The following is a 15170-nucleotide window of genomic DNA, read 5'->3' on the forward strand; positions in this document are numbered from 1 at the left end:
CTATGTATTGAATATTTGTTTTAAAATTTTATCCGTAATCAAGTATGTAGGCTTTACACCTGTTGTTCCTAATCCACCAGATGCCAATGTACTACCGGTTTCCAAAGGATTATCAGATGCGTAATATGCATAGCGTACTTTTACATCCTCACCTATACTCTTGCGTATCTTTGACGCAGATTGTATTGCTTTCTGGTAATGCACACCTTCCATTTCAAGTCCGATAACGTTCCAGGTCGATTTATGAAAGAACTTTAAAATATCCTTGTTTTGAAGTGACGTTCCTAAAACAGTCACCATTGTTCCTTCAAAAACTTCTAGACCATAACCTTCAAAATCTTTGGCACACAATTCATTTTTAAACGGATAATTGTCTGCAGTACCTTCAAAAATATGTGCTGAAGGTATCATTAAATCGCCCTTACCTCCTTCTAAGATACCTGCTTTTCCCATTATTGAAACTGAATCAACATTAATTAAAGAGGTATGGTTCTTTTTGGTGATATAAGGTTTTAACAACTCATCTATTGTCTCATACGCTTGTTCACCAAAAGCGTAATCCATAACAAATATAACAGGTTTTTTATCAAGGTCTTTTTCAGAAAACTGATACGAACAATTATCTACTTTAATTTTGGCGGTGTCAAAAATTTGAACATCAATATTGGTTCCTGAGGTATCATCCATGATAATCATACCGTTCTTTTCCGCCAAATCTGTCACCTTTTTTCTAAGTGCCGCATTACCGGAACTACTTAAGGCTTCAAAAATTTCTAGTGAGTCGGTGTTCGGAAATTCTTTTTTCAAAGCAGCTTTGGCAAAAAGAGAATTCATAACACTATGCATATTGGCAGAAATAATATGAATTGGCCTGTGCATTAGGTTATTCTTTACTAAAACTTCCTTTATGTTATTTGCCCAACGTTCACCATGTATATGATGACCTAGTCTTTCTCTTAATAAGGCACTAAACGTAACCGCTCTTTTCTCTCCAGAGATTTCTTCATCTAAAGCCAGCTTACCCAACCAATAAATAACATTTAAAAAGCGATCAGGGTTACTTTTGTTGCTGAATTTTTTGTAAACCTCTAAAATCTCTTCGAAAGACCTGCCTAATATATTGGCGGTATGTATAAGTGCAATTTCTCGCTCCGCCTGTGTCAAGTCTTCTTGTTTAACGGCGTTTTCAAGTTTGGTCCAATCTCTTATCGTCTTCTCTGTATCCGTTATCAATACACGTTTACATATTTTTTCAGATTCAATAAATAGAAATGTAAGGTGTGTAAGAATATCATAGATATCTGAACGGCCTCTAGTAATTTCAATATTCATCTGCTCGTTGTCGATACGATAACAGTTCCTTCTTCTTTTAGGTGGAATAATAGGATTAATATGAGATATACCATAGCCTTCGTCTGAAGTTAGATTTATAAATGAACATTGTTCTATGCCCTCAGGTAATCTTTCTAGAACATATATAAGTCCGTTCAATTCCGCTTTTTCTTCTCCTACAGATCCATATATTTCTGGTCTCAACTGTAGTAAGGCATTTTTCAATGCTTCACCAGAAACTCCATTGGGTTTATAAAAACCTCTATTAAAAAGATGGCGCATAGTAATATACATGCGTTCTATTGCATTTGTAGACTCTTGCGCTCTTGTTGTTGTAATTGCTTTTCCCATTTATGATTTCAAACGAAATTACGATTTATAATTTGTTATTAAAAAGCTAGTTATTTTCTACTTTAAATTTTGAAAGGCCGTCAGCCACTTTTCGGTCGTTAGATAATCGTTGTACTTTATTCTGTCCACCTAACTTTCCTATGGATTTCATGTACTCTAAAAATCCTCCGTTTTTAATTGTAGTAATTTTTAAGGTCTGTAATACTTTGCCAACGATCAAATCATAATAATAACTATTTTGTTTTTGTAGTGCCAAATCTAATTCTTGAATAAAAATATCCATATCTGATGGCAATTTTTCAAATTCTATAAACCACTCGTGATAAGGTAGTTCATTTTCTTTAGGTGTAATTTGTGGTGCTACAGTAAATTCACTAACACTGGCATCGGTTGCCTTAGTCGCTACCAACATTGCCTCTTCTACTTCTTTGGCAATAACGTGCTCGCCAAAAGCAGAAATAAAGTGCTTTATACGTCCGGATACTACGATTTTAAATGGATATATTGAAATAAACCGAATGGTATCGCCTAGGTTATAGGCCCATAACCCGGCATTGGTACTAATAATCATCACATAATCAACACCTACCTCAACATCTTTTAAGGTAAGTCTTTTAGGCTGCTCGTCAAAAAATTTATCCGATCGTACAAACTCATAATATATTCCTGCATCCAAAAGCAGCAACATACCGTTTTCTTTTTGAGAATTTTGATATGCAAAAAAGCCTTCGCTTGCCGGAAACAATTCTATACTAGCAACCTTTCTTCCAATTAAAGTTTCAAATTTTTTTCGATATGGCTCATAATTTACGCCACCATAAATGAACAACTCAAAATTATTGAACAAATCACCAATATACTCATTGGTATTTTCTTTTAGTTTTTCAAAGTACATCTGAACCCAAGAAGGTATACCTGCAATAACGGTCATATCTTCGTTCTTGGTTTCTTCTACAATGGCATTGACCTTAGTTTCCCAATCTTCTATACAGTTGGTTTCCCAACTTGGCATTCTGTTTTTCTGTAAATAATTGGGTACATAGTGTGCAGATATCCCTGAAAGCCTTCCCAATTTTACTCCATTTTTTTCAGTTAACACAGGACTTCCTTGTAAAAAAATCATTTTACCGGTAACAAACTTCGCATTGCCAGTTTCATGTATATAATTGAGTATTGCATTTCTAGATGCCTTTACCTGTTCTTTAATACTCTCTTCCGTAATTGGTATATATTTAGCACCGGAAGTGGTACCAGAAGTTTTTGCAAAATAAAGGGGTTTACCCGGCCAAAGAATATCTTCTTTACCTTTTACTACAAGGTCTACATAGTCTTTTAGCTGTTCATAATCCCTAATAGGAACTTGTGCTATAAAATCATTATGCGTTTTTATAGTCTTAAAGCTATGATCTTTCCCAAAACTAGTATTTAAGCCTTTAGCAATAAGTTCTTTAAACACTTTTTCTTGTGTTTCAAGGGGATTGCCGACCCACCTATCGGTTCTTTTAGCGATACGGTGTGCAAAAATTTTAGCAGCAATGGTCTTTAGTGACATTTAGTACTAGTTAAAATCAATATAATTTAAAGGGTCGATCGGTGTTCCGTTATCCCATATTTCAAAATGTAAGTGCGGCCCAGTAGTAAGCTCACCGGTATTACCTACGGCAGCAATTACTTCACCGCCCCTTACTATATTACCTTGGTATTTAGATAAAGAACCATTATGCTTATAAACACTTAATAAACCGCCCTCATGTTCAATTATAATTACATAACCTGTATCCGCGGTCCATTCTGAAAATATTACCGTACCGTTGGCTACCGCTTTTACAGGACTATCGGTAACTGCAGTTATATCTACTGCATAATGTTTTTCATTAGGATTAAAGCCCATTGAAACCGAACCGGTAACAGGGGTAAACAAAACTAAGTTCTTTTTATCTATCGTTCTTTCGAACAAGTTGTATTTGTCTTCAAGTGCAACCTCTGCCCGTAATAATGAATCCTCCTTAATAGGATTTAAATCTACAGATGCCGGATCTAATTTAAACTGTTGAAAAAGGGAATCTCTATTGACCACGTTATTTTCAATATCACCCTTTAAAACCATGCGAATATTATCTAAATACTTATTGGTATAATTTAAGGTTCTAATTAGTGAGTCTGTTTTATAAGTTAGCTCCGTAGCTTCCTTTTTCAATCTTGTAGATGAATACCCTGGTATATATTCTCTTAGGGGCGTAAAGGCAATTAGTAGTGTTGTAAGTCCTATAAGGGTAATCATAAAAAGAGATCCCGTCACAAATACATTCAGTCTACTTAATTTAAAGGAAATCTTTTCTTCAAAAGTACTTTCGTTTAATATTACCAAACGGTACTTATGAAGAAGCTTCCTTTTTATTTCCTTCCTTTTTTTGACTTTCTTTTTGGCCATTACAACAAAGATAAACTTAGAATTTCATTTTTAACCCTTTCATAGATGAAATATAATGGCATTAGCGCCATCTATAAAGCGCTATCTACTTAATTTATAGTTAAATTACCATTTAAGTAAAACCAATTTAATTTTACAACGGGTTTCTATAGTACTTTTTAGTATCTTTGAAATCTATTTTAAATCATAGTCTTATGACCATATTATCTACTTTTTTAGCCATAGGCGCTCCACAAATCATATTAGTGGTAGTTGTAATTCTATTATTGTTTGGAGGAAAAAAGATTCCGGAATTAATGAGAGGATTAGGTAGTGGCATCAAAGAATTTAAGGATGCTTCGAAAGAAGATGAACAATTAGAAGAAAAGAAAAAGGAATAAATACTATTTTATTCTTGCATATAATTTTTAAAGCTCTGATATTCAGGACTTTTTTTGTTTAATTCATTATTTAAAGATTTTCAAAACTCCTGTAAAAGTACTTAGTGCGCAACTTACCGCATAAATAGGCCGTTTATCGAGACTGGCTTGACTACAAGGCTACTAAATAGTATTCGTTCACGACATAAAAACCCTCTTTCACAACAATTAATATTCAGAATATCGCTTTACTACTAATTTCGTTAGACTTATAGTACTAAAAATCCATAACTAACCGTTGGTACTATACTTAAAACCCCTGTTGAATATAAAGTTCAACTAAGAATTATGTCTATGAGAAGTGTATTAAATTTATTTTTTCTGGTCTTTATCGTTTTTGCCCAAGCTCAAGGTTTTCAAGATGATCTTGAATCTGATGTAGCGAATAATGGTGACAATTCTATAGTATCCATAGCAGAAAAAGAAGACAAGAAAGATTTTCAAAGAGCTGCTGAAGCATTGTCCATTCCATACAGAGCCTTTCATGATATTCCAGAAACTGAAAATGGTTACTACGTTATAGCCGGTACTTTTTCAAAAGACAAAAATCTAAAATCCCAAATTAAAAAATTAAATAAAAAAGGATTCAGTGCAGGTTATTTTCAAAATCCTCAGAACCTTTTATACTATTTGTATTTAAACCATTATACATCTTGGGAAGAAGCGTTGAACGATTGTTCGACAGAATTTAATAACCGTTATGACGATGAAGTTTGGATACTTAAAATAATCAACAACAATGCTTATAATGAAACCGAAGCTGTTTCTGAGTTACCAACAGTATCTGAATCTGAAATAGAGCCGACGTCAATATTTCAAGATACACCAGTGACACAACTAGAAACAGAAAGTATGCCTGTTGAAGATGTTTCTTATGAAATGATTACTTCTTCTAAAGATAACGACCCTGCTTATAAATCCAAGTTAATTAAAAGAGCAGATGAATATTTTGACAAAATGTGGTATGCAGAAGCTGCTAAAATTTATGAGCAAGCTTTATCTAAAGGAGAAAAAGCATATACCTATGAGGTATTAAAGAAAGCTGGCGACGCCCATTATTTTAATACCGATATGGAAAATGCATATAAATGGTATAACATATTATATACCAAATATGAGTCTGACATGAGTTCTGACTACTTATTTAAATATGCTCACTCATTAAAAGGCATTGGAAATTACAAAAGATCAAAGCGTCTTTTAAAACTGTACAATAAGAAATTGGCAGGAGAAGAAATTGAACAAGACATAGAAAAAAATGAAATAGTATTAGACGGTCTGTTAAGGATGGAAGAAAGATTTGATATAGACAACCTTTCCATTAACTCCAAATACTCAGAATTTTCTCCTATGTATTATGGTAACGATGAAATGGTTTACGCATCTGCCAAAGATTCATCCATATTTAATACCAGAAAGTATAAATGGAACAATCAGCCTTATTTAGATTTGTTCGTTGCAAAGGTTAATGAAGAGTCTCAAGATTTTAAAGATGCTATTAAATTCTCTAAAAAGATAAATACCAAATATCATGAAGCTTCAGTTGCTTTCTCTCCAGATAATGAGACAATGTATTTTACGAGAAACAATTATGGTAAAAAATTAAAGAGAGATAAGAACGGTATTAACCACCTTAAAATTTACAGATCCAAAAAGGTTGATGGTGAATGGTTAGAAGCAGAAGAGGTTTCTTTTAATAGTGACAACTACTCTACCGGTCATCCGGCATTAAGTCCTGACGGAAAGCAATTATACTTTGTTTCGGATATGCCAGGTAGTATTGGTGATACAGATATTTTCGTAGTAGACGTATTAGAAGATGGTTCTTTTTCTACACCTAGAAACCTTGGTCCGGAAATTAATACGGAACACAAAGAAATGTTTCCTTTTATTAATGACAAAAAATTATATTTCTCATCAGACGGTCATGTTGGTTTAGGAGGCTTAGATGTATTTGAAGTTGCCTTTGACGACGAAGCCGGTTTTTTAGAAGTACGTAATGTAGGTAAGCCCGTTAATAGTAGTAAAGATGATTTTTCCTTTATCGTAGATGAAGAGTCTCAAAAAGGGTATTTTGCATCTAACCGAGATGGCGGTATAGGTGATGACGATATCTATTCATTTAAAACATTGGAAGTTGAAGAAATACCAACCAGTATAAATGCTATTGCAGGTGTTGTAACTGAATTGATTACCGGTGATTTAATGCCAAATGCATTAGTTGAATTGCTAGATGAAAATAACATAAAACTTAAAGAAATGGAGACCGATGAAAACGGTAACTTCATTTTTGAAGATTTAGATGCCGATACGCGTTATGTATTAAAGACAACAAAAGGGTCCTATTTTGATGATACCAGAGAAGCTGCAACTAAAGACAATGAAACTGTTAATGTAGATATCTCAATGAGAAAACTTAATGATATGATTGCGGTTGAAAATGGTATTAAGAAGCTTAAGACAGAGATGATTCACTTTGACTTCGATAAATCATACATACGTACAGATGCCGCTGTTGAACTTGATAAGTTAGTTGAAGTAATGAAAGATTCGCCAAACATGGTCATCAAAATAGAATCCCATACGGATTCTAGGGGTGCGGCAGTCTATAACAAATACTTATCGGACAAGCGTGCTAAATCTACCAGAGACTATATAATTTCACAGGGGATAGATGCAAGCAGAATTGAAAGTGCTATAGGTTATGGTGAAGAACGATTGATTAATGGTTGTGACGGTACCGTTCGTTGTACAGAAGAACAACATTACCTAAACCGTAGATCAGAGTTTATTATCGTAGATATGTAATAGGTAAATACAACAAAAAGGACCCGCTAATAAGCGGGTCTTTTTTTTTACAATCTATTTCATCCTTTACTAAATTATCAAAAATCCTCAACACAAAATCCTAAACTATATCGTTCTATTAATCCATGATTTTTACACTTTATCGAATTTTACAAAACAAGATAAGTGTGCTGTTTATCTATACTTTTAACACTTCACAGATATAAATTTTAACCTGTTACATTTTATAGAATAAATGGTCTTTATACCGAAACTTTCCAATAAAGGCATTAAGATTGAACATCTTTACCGGTAAGAACTCCTAAATCATTGAACATGGAAAAAATTACTTTAGTTAAAGAAATTTACATTGAAGCCTTTAGAAACTGGAAAAGTTTTATTCTGGAACATTATTTTAAAATATTTTCTTGGTTGTGTTTTATATTGATTGCTTACGCCTCATATGCCTTGATCTTTAGGGTATCTACCGGCTTTTCTTTTAGCAATTTGTAATTGGTATTAAAACAAAATTTACATTTTAAAACAATCGGTATTTATATAAAAAAGGCTCAGGAAATTCCTGAGCCTTTTTCGTTTTATAGAAGTAACTAAAATTAGTTCTTATCACTAACATTGAACTTAACAGATTTCATTATCGCTTCCAGTTCAAACATGTAATCCCTTTTCTTGGTTGCAGGGGCAAAAACAAAACCTTCAACAATAAGTTTACGGTTGTTCTCTTTATCATTTATAATGTAGGTCAAAAACGGACCTGCCATAGGATAAGCGGACATTTCCCAAATTCCCCTTACCTCTGCTGCTTTTTTACCTGAAACCTCAGCAGGGAAGACATATGGAGAAAAAGCTTTTTCTGTTATCATATGATTTTTTTTGCCAGGTATATCTTCACCACCAATATAAAGGGCGCCAATAGAATCGCGCATTTTAATAATATCCTGTACAAAGGTAGAATCGTTCTTAAAGCTGTCCCAAGGCATGGTATAAGCAATAATGTTCATATTACCTTTCTGAATTTGACGATCGATCCAGACGAAATTATCTTCTTCTCTACCTACTCTATATATAGAAGGTATTTTCATTGAAATATTGAACTTATCTTCTAGGGCTTTCTCTTTATTCAACGACTTTTCAAAACGTTTTTGCGCTTTACCTATCTCCAATGCCTTAAAATCTGCAATAAACTCTTTTGCGGTCTTGTTGATGTTCTCTATAAGCTCTTCCTTATTATGCCCTTTGATGACACCTACTTTTTGTGGTTTGGCATACATATTAGATTTCATGTGTGCTATGTTCAAAGTATCTTCCATTACATAGAGCACAGAACTTGTATTACGTATTGCTCCGCTAAAAATCTGTTGCGGAATTTGAGTGACACTAAAGAGCGCTTCATCCCAGGTTAGGCCTTGGGCCGCAGCGGTATAATTTTCGCGAATGGCATCACCCACACTACTATTCCAAAGGTCATTGTCAATAACTACCGTTAAAGTATTCATTGCGCCAACAGATTCTGGTAAGTAATCTGCCTTGCCTTCTTCTTTACAGGCAATAGACAATCCTAAAATTGCCATAAAACATAGTAAAATTCTTTTTTTCATAGGTGTATTAATTTAAGATGAACAGTCGCACAATTTAAGTTTTGTGCCCAGCTTTAAATTATTACCACTAATACCGTTCCACTTTCGTAAATTTTCAATAGTTACACCAGGATATTTTCTAGAAATCGTCCATAGAGAGTCCCCACTTCTTACCTCATGGGTTTTAGTATTACTAGTTACCGCAGTTCTAGAAGGGGTTTCTTTAGGTTTTACAGATGAACTGGCATTTTTTCTTGGGTATATGGTTAAACGTTGTCCTATACGTAAATTATTACTTCGTAAACCGTTCCACTGCTTTAATTGGCTTACACGTACCCCGTAGCGTTCGGCAATTTTTCCCAGAAAGTCTCCGTCCCTGACTTTATACCTAATACTATTGGCTTCTGCCTGCTTTTCTATTTTAGCAATTAAACCTTCTTTCTCTTTTAATTCTTTTTCTACATGCGCGTATATAGCTTTTTCATTAGCTACAAATTTTCCCATTTTATGGACCGGTAATCTTAATGCATGAGGTTTTCCTTCTACAAAAGGAATAACATCTAATTTGTAATGGGGATTAAGCACTTTTAGCTCTTCTTTATCAATAGCCGCCAATTCAGAAATTTGATCAAATGTAATAAGGCTTTTAACATGAATGGTATCTGTCTCAAAATATGCGCGATCTGCCCTCTTTGATTTTAAACCGTGCTCTTCTGCATATTCAAAGATGTACATGGTTGCCTGAAAAGCCGGAACATACCCAGCGGTTTCCCTAGGTAAGTTTCTTCTAATATTCCAATAATTACGTTGCCCTCCACTTCTGCGGATAGCTTTATTTACATTACCAGGTCCAGAATTATAGGCTGCCAATGCCAAATCCCAATCATCATATATTCTGTGTAATCTATTTAAATAGTTGGCAGCTGCCGCAGTAGATTTAATGGGATCGCTTCGCTCATCTACATAACTATTGATATTCAATTTCATTTCTTTTCCAGTACCGTACATAAACTGCCATAGCCCCGTTGCACCCACCCTAGATCGTGCTTTAGGGTTTAATGCAGATTCAACAATAGATAAATACTTCATTTCTAATGGAATATTCTTGTTGTCAAATTCTTGCTCAAATAAAGGAAAATAAAACTGGCTAATGGTAAGCATACGCTCCATTAAACCTCTTTTTCTTGTCAAAAACGATTTAATAACACTTTCTAACGACTTATTGTACTCAACGTTAAAAGGGGTTTTTGCGTTCAATCTTGCCAAACGCATTTTTAAGGTATCTGTAGGTAAATCTAAAACAAAGGTTGAAGCCGTATCCGGCTCTACCATAATTTCATTGTACATTTCGTTGTACAAAGGAGCAGCGTCTACAAGTTCTTTCATCCAAAGACTGTCGAACTTGGCAGCTAACTCATTATCCTGAAGGTTATAGGAAGAAGATTCCGTTGGTTTAAATAGCGTTAAATTCTCTGTTTTTGAATTTTGTACAATATTCAACTGACCTAACGGAGTGCTATTGTTCAATGAATCATTTACAACTATAGGATTGCTTGTCAAAGAGTCTGTTATAGTTGTGACAACATCTTCTTGTTGTGCAGACCCTAAAAAAGGTACTAAGGTTAATCCTAGTAAATAATAACAGTTATAGGCTACTTTCTTCATAATGGGGTGAAAATATGTTAACGGAACAAACGAAAATCGTACATTTTTCAATGAGAATAAAATAATTTCTCTTAAAATGCACAAATTTTCGTTATATGCCGTTTATCGATAACCCCTTTACTAGTCTAATATAGCAGCGATCCCTGGTAATTTTTTACCCTCAAGACTTTCCAACATTGCACCTCCGCCTGTAGATACATAACTAACTTTGTTTTCAAAGCCAAATTGTTTTACTGCGGCAACAGAATCTCCACCGCCAACTAATGAAAATGCACCTTCTTTTGTAGCTTCGGCGATATAATCACCAACTGCTATGGTACCCGCTGCAAATTTCTCCATTTCAAAAACACCTATTGGTCCGTTCCAAAGAATAGTCTTAGAAGCTAGTATCACTTTTTTGAAGTTTTGTAAGGTATCAGGTCCGGCATCTAGTCCTTGCCAACCGTCCGGTATTTTATCTACATCTACCACTTGGGTATTTGCGTTTGCATCAAAAGCATCTGCTGCAACAACATCTACAGGAATATGTACGTTTACATTTTTCTGTTTGGCCTGTTCAAGAATTTCCATAGCAAGTTCCATTTTATCGTCCTCACAAATAGAATCTCCTATTTTACCGCCCTGAGCTTTGATAAAGGTGTATGTCATACCACCACCAATGATAAGATCATCAATTTTATCAAGGATGTTTTCAATAATAGTAATCTTAGAAGAGACCTTTGCTCCACCAAGAATAGCCAATACAGGTTTTTCACCAGTGGCCATAACTTTATCGATCGCTTCTATTTCTTTCGCCAATAAATAACCAAAACATTTAGCGTCTGGAAAAAACTTAGCTATTACCGTTGTTGATGCATGAGCCCGATGAGCTGTACCAAAAGCATCGTTAACATATATATCCCCTAATTTAGAAAGTTGCTCTGCGAAAGCATCGTCTCCTTTTTCTTCTTCGCCATGAAATCTAAGGTTCTCCAATAAAAGTACCTCTCCACTTTTTAATTCAGCTACTGCTTTTTCAGCTTCTGCACCAACACAATCCGAAACAAATTTTACCGCTACACCAATAATATCAGAAACGGCATCAACAATATGTTTTAAAGATAAATCTGCGTTACGCTCGCCTTTTGGTCTTCCCAAATGACTCATTAAGACAGCGCTACCGCCATCTTCCAATACTTTTATAATTGTTGGCTTGGCCGCTTGAATTCTAGTGTTATCCGTTACTTCAAATTGGTCATTTAATGGAACATTGAAGTCCACTCTAATTAACGCCTTTTTATCTTCAAAATTAAAGTCATTCAATACTTTCATGTGATATTACCTTTTGTTAGTTAACAAATGTAAAGATTAAATGGCTTGTGATAAAGTGCTAAATAGGATAATTTACACCCAATACCATTAAATTTGTTGTGCTTTAAACAACTATATTTGAATCTATGTTATTCAATGAAATTTTAGGACTTTCACATATTAAAAAGCACTTGTCTTCTAGTGCGGATGCGGGCAGAATACCACATGCCCAGTTATTTGTTGGTCCAGAGGGCTGCGGTGTTTTACCTATGGCATTGGCTTATGCACAGTATATTATCTGTCAGAACACGAACGGTGAAAACAGTGGCGGTAACGAATCTTGTAATCTAAAATTCAAGTCGTTTGCCCATCCAGATATTCATTTCGCTTTTCCGGTTTCTAATTCGGATAAGGTAAAATCGCACGCCGTTAGTAACCATTATATGAAAGAATGGCGCGAGTTCATAACGGAGCAGCCCTACGGAAATCTGTTCGACTGGTATCGCCATATTGAAATTGAAAAGAAACAAGGTCAAATTGGTGTTGATGAAGCGCAGGATATCGTAAAAAAATTATCCTTGAAATCTTACGAAGGCGGTTATAAGGTGATGCTGATTTGGATGGCCGAAAAGATGAACACGGCTGCTTCTAACAAGCTACTGAAACTGATCGAAGAGCCGCCCAATAAAACCATCTTTTTGTTATTGTGTGAGGATGAAGAGCAAATTATACAAACTATAAAATCTAGATGCCAAATAGTTCATTTTCCTCCACTTGCGGAAGACGCCATAGCCACGGCCTTAAGTGAGAAAGGGGCCAACAAGGCAGAAGCAATGCTATTGGCTCACGAAGCCAACGGCAATTACAACAAAGCGCTAGACCTTTTGAACAAAGATTCTGAGGATCTGGTGTTTGAAAATTGGTTTGTACAATGGGTACGTACCGCTTTTAAGGCAAAAGGCAACAAAGCAGCCATTCATGAATTGTTATTGTGGAGTGAAGAGGTTGCAAAAACCGGTAGAGAGACACAGAAGAATTTTCTAAGCTATTGCATTACCGTCATGAGGCAAGCATTAATGATCAATTATGGAGCTGAGGAACTTGCGTATCTAAAAATACATGCCGAAGGTTTTCAATTGAAAAAATTTGCGCCATTTGTTCATGAAAATAATATTTTGGACATTACCAAGGAGCTTGAAGGTGCTATTTACCATGTGGAAAGAAATGGAAATTCAAAAATTATATTTACGGACCTCTCCATTAAACTGACTAGACTACTACATAGAAAAAAGTCTGAACTTAAATAACCACAATGAATACAGTATTGAACAATGCCGCCGAAATTTTATTGCTCCTATTTTTAATCATCACTTTTCTACAAAGTGGCTTTGATAAAATAACCGATTGGAACGGTAATATCTCATGGTTGAAAGAACATTTTTCTAAAACACCTTTTAAAAATATAGTGCCTTTGTTGGTAGGTATAATTTTGGTCACAGAGGTTGTTGCAGGTATTCTATGCTTGATCGGAACATATTGTATAATAAGTTCGGGAGATACCGGTTTTGCCTTGTATGGAGCTATCCTATCAAGTATAACCCTACTTATGCTTTTGTTTGGTCAACGAGTTGCAAAGGACTATGAAGGTGCCAAAACGATAGCTGTTTATTTTATACCCACAATTGTCCTTGTATTTCTGCTACAAGCTTAGATAGAGAAAATATAAAAACAAAAAACCCTCCTTTTAAAGGAGGGTTTTGGAGGCATCGAGCGGATTCGAACCGCTGTACAAGCTTTTGCAGAGCTGTGCCTAGCCACTCGGCCACGATGCCATTTTTTAGCGAGAGCAAAAATAAACATTATTCCCAATTTAAGCCGCATTAACGGCCAAGAAATTATATTTATTTAAGTCTCTTAGATTATTGAACCAGTTGTCCTCTTTGTAAATCCAAGGATACCGTTACCTTTTCCACATCTCCGTTTATAGGCGGATTGATTTTTGAAACTGATACCATAGCGGAATCTACGGTTGGGAGTTCTATGAAAATTCTGTCGATTATTCTTTTGGCTACATGTTCTAACAATTTAGAAGGCGTTGCCATCTCTTGCTTTACAATTCTGTTGATGTGAACATAATCTACCGTATCTTTTAATTCGTCTGAGACCGAAGCCTTTAGTAAATTCGTGTTGACCGAAACGTTCACCAAATAATCACTGCCAATATTGGTTTCTTGAGGCAAACACCCGTGGTGGGCGTATGCTTTTATATTCTCTAATTGTACTTTACCCATTTTTTGTATTCTGGATATCAAATTTAATCAATCTCACTTGAAGGATTAATACGTACAACGACAATTACTGATACCTTGGAATAAATCTACCCCTAAGGTGATTACATGCGTACCGGAACTATACCCAAGAAGTTCATTAAGGATTACCTGATAAGAATATCCAAAGTAAAAATTACTTTTCTTTAGACCGGCTATAGGTGCTATGTAAAGCGGATTACCAATTTGATCGTTCAAGAAACGATAGTTGACACCTGCATAGAAATAATCTTCAAAATCGTAAAATCTAAATTTTAAGTTTAAATCTGTAACAGAACGCCCATCACTCTCAAATAATTGGAACAGTACAGACGGCTCTATCTCCATCTTGCTAGTTCTTTTCTTCATGTATCTATAACCAGTATACACATAGTAGTTTCTTAGTCTATTAGGCTCGTATAATGCGTTGAAGTTACTTAAATCCTTATCTAAGATATTGGAAGCATTAATACTGAAATAAAATTTATCATATCTATAAAGTGCACCTATATCAAAATTATGGTTTGTAGTAGCTTTATCCCCTACATAGGCAGGATCAGCTATTAATTCAGGATTTGTATTGTCAATTCTAAACTGATTAAAGTTATAGGAGATACCGAACGATAAAAACTCATCGTCATAACGATCAAGGGTAAGGTGATGTGCAAATGAGAAACGAGCTCCCTGTTGCTTAGTTTCACCATTACTATCATTATACAATAACATACCAATACCGGATTTTTCACCAATACGCATATCTGCAGCTAGAGATTGGGTATCTGGTGCATCTTTAATACCTACCCATTGGGTAAGTCCGTTAAGCCTTATTTTAACGTGGTCGCCGATACCTGCATAGGTAGGTGACATTACAAAGGGATTATCGGCAAGGTATTGCGATAATTGAGGTATCGTAAGCTCTTGACCCCTTAGGGAGAGTACGCTTATAAATAATACCAATGTCAAAAGACTGTTCCGCATCATCATTTTAGGTTAA

At 35.0% G+C, this 15170-nt stretch carries 13 protein-coding genes and 1 tRNA gene; 5 read left to right on the plus strand and 9 right to left on the minus strand.

What is annotated here, in order from left to right; translation table 11 throughout:
* From PXC01_RS01225 to PXC01_RS01235, 3 genes are read right to left on the minus strand one after another with little or no spacing between them, the layout of a single operon-like run.
* Positions 1 to 1683, minus strand: a complete 1683-nt coding sequence (locus tag PXC01_RS01225) for a DUF6909 family protein (protein WP_276470555.1) — start codon at positions 1681 to 1683, stop codon at positions 1 to 3.
* 46 nt (positions 1684 to 1729) lie between these two features.
* On the minus strand, positions 1730 to 3235 hold the full coding sequence (locus tag PXC01_RS01230) for a GH3 auxin-responsive promoter family protein (RefSeq protein ID WP_276470556.1): 1506 nt from the start codon (positions 3233 to 3235) through the stop codon (positions 1730 to 1732).
* A gap of 6 nt (positions 3236 to 3241) precedes the next feature.
* On the minus strand, positions 3242 to 4114 hold the full coding sequence (locus PXC01_RS01235) for a M23 family metallopeptidase (protein ID WP_276470557.1): 873 nt from the start codon (positions 4112 to 4114) through the stop codon (positions 3242 to 3244).
* Between the two features lie 194 nt (positions 4115 to 4308).
* Here PXC01_RS01235 and tatA point away from each other — a divergent pair, with 194 nt between their 5' ends.
* From tatA to PXC01_RS18400, 3 genes are all read left to right on the plus strand, one after another.
* A complete protein-coding gene (tatA, locus tag PXC01_RS01240) occupies positions 4309 to 4494 on the plus strand; it encodes a twin-arginine translocase TatA/TatE family subunit (RefSeq protein ID WP_073241438.1) in 186 nt (61 codons plus the stop codon).
* A gap of 333 nt (positions 4495 to 4827) precedes the next feature.
* The gene (locus tag PXC01_RS01245) at positions 4828 to 7341 is read left to right on the plus strand and encodes an OmpA family protein (protein WP_276470558.1); all 2514 of its coding nucleotides are present in this window, start codon (positions 4828 to 4830) and stop codon (positions 7339 to 7341) included.
* 315 nt (positions 7342 to 7656) lie between these two features.
* Entirely contained in the window at positions 7657 to 7833 is a 177-nt protein-coding gene (locus tag PXC01_RS18400; protein ID WP_338089438.1) for a DUF6747 family protein, read from the plus strand.
* A gap of 101 nt (positions 7834 to 7934) precedes the next feature.
* Here the strand turns inward: PXC01_RS18400 and PXC01_RS01250 are convergent, their stop codons facing one another.
* From PXC01_RS01250 to PXC01_RS01260, 3 genes are all read right to left on the minus strand, one after another.
* Entirely contained in the window at positions 7935 to 8936 is a 1002-nt protein-coding gene (locus tag PXC01_RS01250) for a DUF4837 family protein (RefSeq protein ID WP_276470559.1), read from the minus strand.
* Between the two features lie 12 nt (positions 8937 to 8948).
* Entirely contained in the window at positions 8949 to 10580 is a 1632-nt protein-coding gene (locus PXC01_RS01255) for a LysM peptidoglycan-binding domain-containing protein (RefSeq protein WP_276470560.1), read from the minus strand.
* 120 nt (positions 10581 to 10700) lie between these two features.
* Positions 10701 to 11891: a phosphoglycerate kinase gene (locus tag PXC01_RS01260; protein WP_276470561.1), complete on the minus strand. Its 1191-nt coding sequence runs from the start codon at positions 11889 to 11891 to the stop codon at positions 10701 to 10703.
* Positions 11892 to 12016: 125 nt separating this feature from the next.
* Here PXC01_RS01260 and PXC01_RS01265 point away from each other — a divergent pair, with 125 nt between their 5' ends.
* Both PXC01_RS01265 and PXC01_RS01270 read left to right on the plus strand, forming a co-directional pair.
* Positions 12017 to 13177 (plus strand): DNA polymerase III subunit, encoded by a 1161-nt coding sequence (locus PXC01_RS01265; RefSeq protein WP_276470562.1) that lies wholly within the window; start codon positions 12017 to 12019, stop codon positions 13175 to 13177.
* 5 nt (positions 13178 to 13182) lie between these two features.
* Entirely contained in the window at positions 13183 to 13581 is a 399-nt protein-coding gene (locus PXC01_RS01270; RefSeq protein ID WP_276470563.1) for a DoxX family membrane protein, read from the plus strand.
* A 47-nt stretch (positions 13582 to 13628) separates the two neighbouring features.
* On the opposite strand, the gene PXC01_RS01275 is transcribed toward PXC01_RS01270, so the two are convergent.
* From PXC01_RS01275 to PXC01_RS01285, 3 genes are all read right to left on the minus strand, one after another.
* Positions 13629 to 13702: transfer RNA gene (locus tag PXC01_RS01275), tRNA-Cys, on the minus strand.
* 87 nt (positions 13703 to 13789) lie between these two features.
* Complete coding sequence (folB, locus tag PXC01_RS01280; protein ID WP_276470564.1) at positions 13790 to 14161, minus strand: dihydroneopterin aldolase; 372 nt, start codon at positions 14159 to 14161, stop codon at positions 13790 to 13792.
* Positions 14162 to 14206: 45 nt separating this feature from the next.
* Complete coding sequence (locus PXC01_RS01285) at positions 14207 to 15157, minus strand: PorP/SprF family type IX secretion system membrane protein (protein WP_476703488.1); 951 nt, start codon at positions 15155 to 15157, stop codon at positions 14207 to 14209.
* Between the last annotated feature and the right edge of the window lie 13 nt (positions 15158 to 15170).

The organism is Maribacter huludaoensis (genome assembly GCF_029350945.1).
GTDB lineage: Bacteria > Bacteroidota > Bacteroidia > Flavobacteriales > Flavobacteriaceae > Maribacter > Maribacter huludaoensis.

What these genes read in the sequence shown, in the direction of transcription:
- PXC01_RS01270 (WP_276470563.1), top strand. Translation starts at nt 13,183, where the DNA reads ATGAATACAGTATTGAACAATGCCGCCGAAATTTTATTGCTCCTATTT.
- folB (WP_276470564.1), bottom strand. Translation starts at nt 14,161, where the DNA reads ATGGGTAAAGTACAATTAGAGAATATAAAAGCATACGCCCACCACGGG.
- PXC01_RS01225 (WP_276470555.1), bottom strand. Translation starts at nt 1,683, where the DNA reads ATGGGAAAAGCAATTACAACAACAAGAGCGCAAGAGTCTACAAATGCA.
- PXC01_RS01255 (WP_276470560.1), bottom strand. Translation starts at nt 10,580, where the DNA reads ATGAAGAAAGTAGCCTATAACTGTTATTATTTACTAGGATTAACCTTA.
- PXC01_RS01230 (WP_276470556.1), bottom strand. Translation starts at nt 3,235, where the DNA reads ATGTCACTAAAGACCATTGCTGCTAAAATTTTTGCACACCGTATCGCT.
- PXC01_RS01285 (WP_476703488.1), bottom strand. Translation starts at nt 15,157, where the DNA reads ATGATGCGGAACAGTCTTTTGACATTGGTATTATTTATAAGCGTACTC.
- PXC01_RS01245 (WP_276470558.1), top strand. Translation starts at nt 4,828, where the DNA reads ATGAGAAGTGTATTAAATTTATTTTTTCTGGTCTTTATCGTTTTTGCC.
- tatA (WP_073241438.1), top strand. Translation starts at nt 4,309, where the DNA reads ATGACCATATTATCTACTTTTTTAGCCATAGGCGCTCCACAAATCATA.
- PXC01_RS01265 (WP_276470562.1), top strand. Translation starts at nt 12,017, where the DNA reads ATGTTATTCAATGAAATTTTAGGACTTTCACATATTAAAAAGCACTTG.
- PXC01_RS18400 (WP_338089438.1), top strand. Translation starts at nt 7,657, where the DNA reads ATGGAAAAAATTACTTTAGTTAAAGAAATTTACATTGAAGCCTTTAGA.
- PXC01_RS01260 (WP_276470561.1), bottom strand. Translation starts at nt 11,891, where the DNA reads ATGAAAGTATTGAATGACTTTAATTTTGAAGATAAAAAGGCGTTAATT.
- PXC01_RS01235 (WP_276470557.1), bottom strand. Translation starts at nt 4,114, where the DNA reads ATGGCCAAAAAGAAAGTCAAAAAAAGGAAGGAAATAAAAAGGAAGCTT.
- PXC01_RS01250 (WP_276470559.1), bottom strand. Translation starts at nt 8,936, where the DNA reads ATGAAAAAAAGAATTTTACTATGTTTTATGGCAATTTTAGGATTGTCT.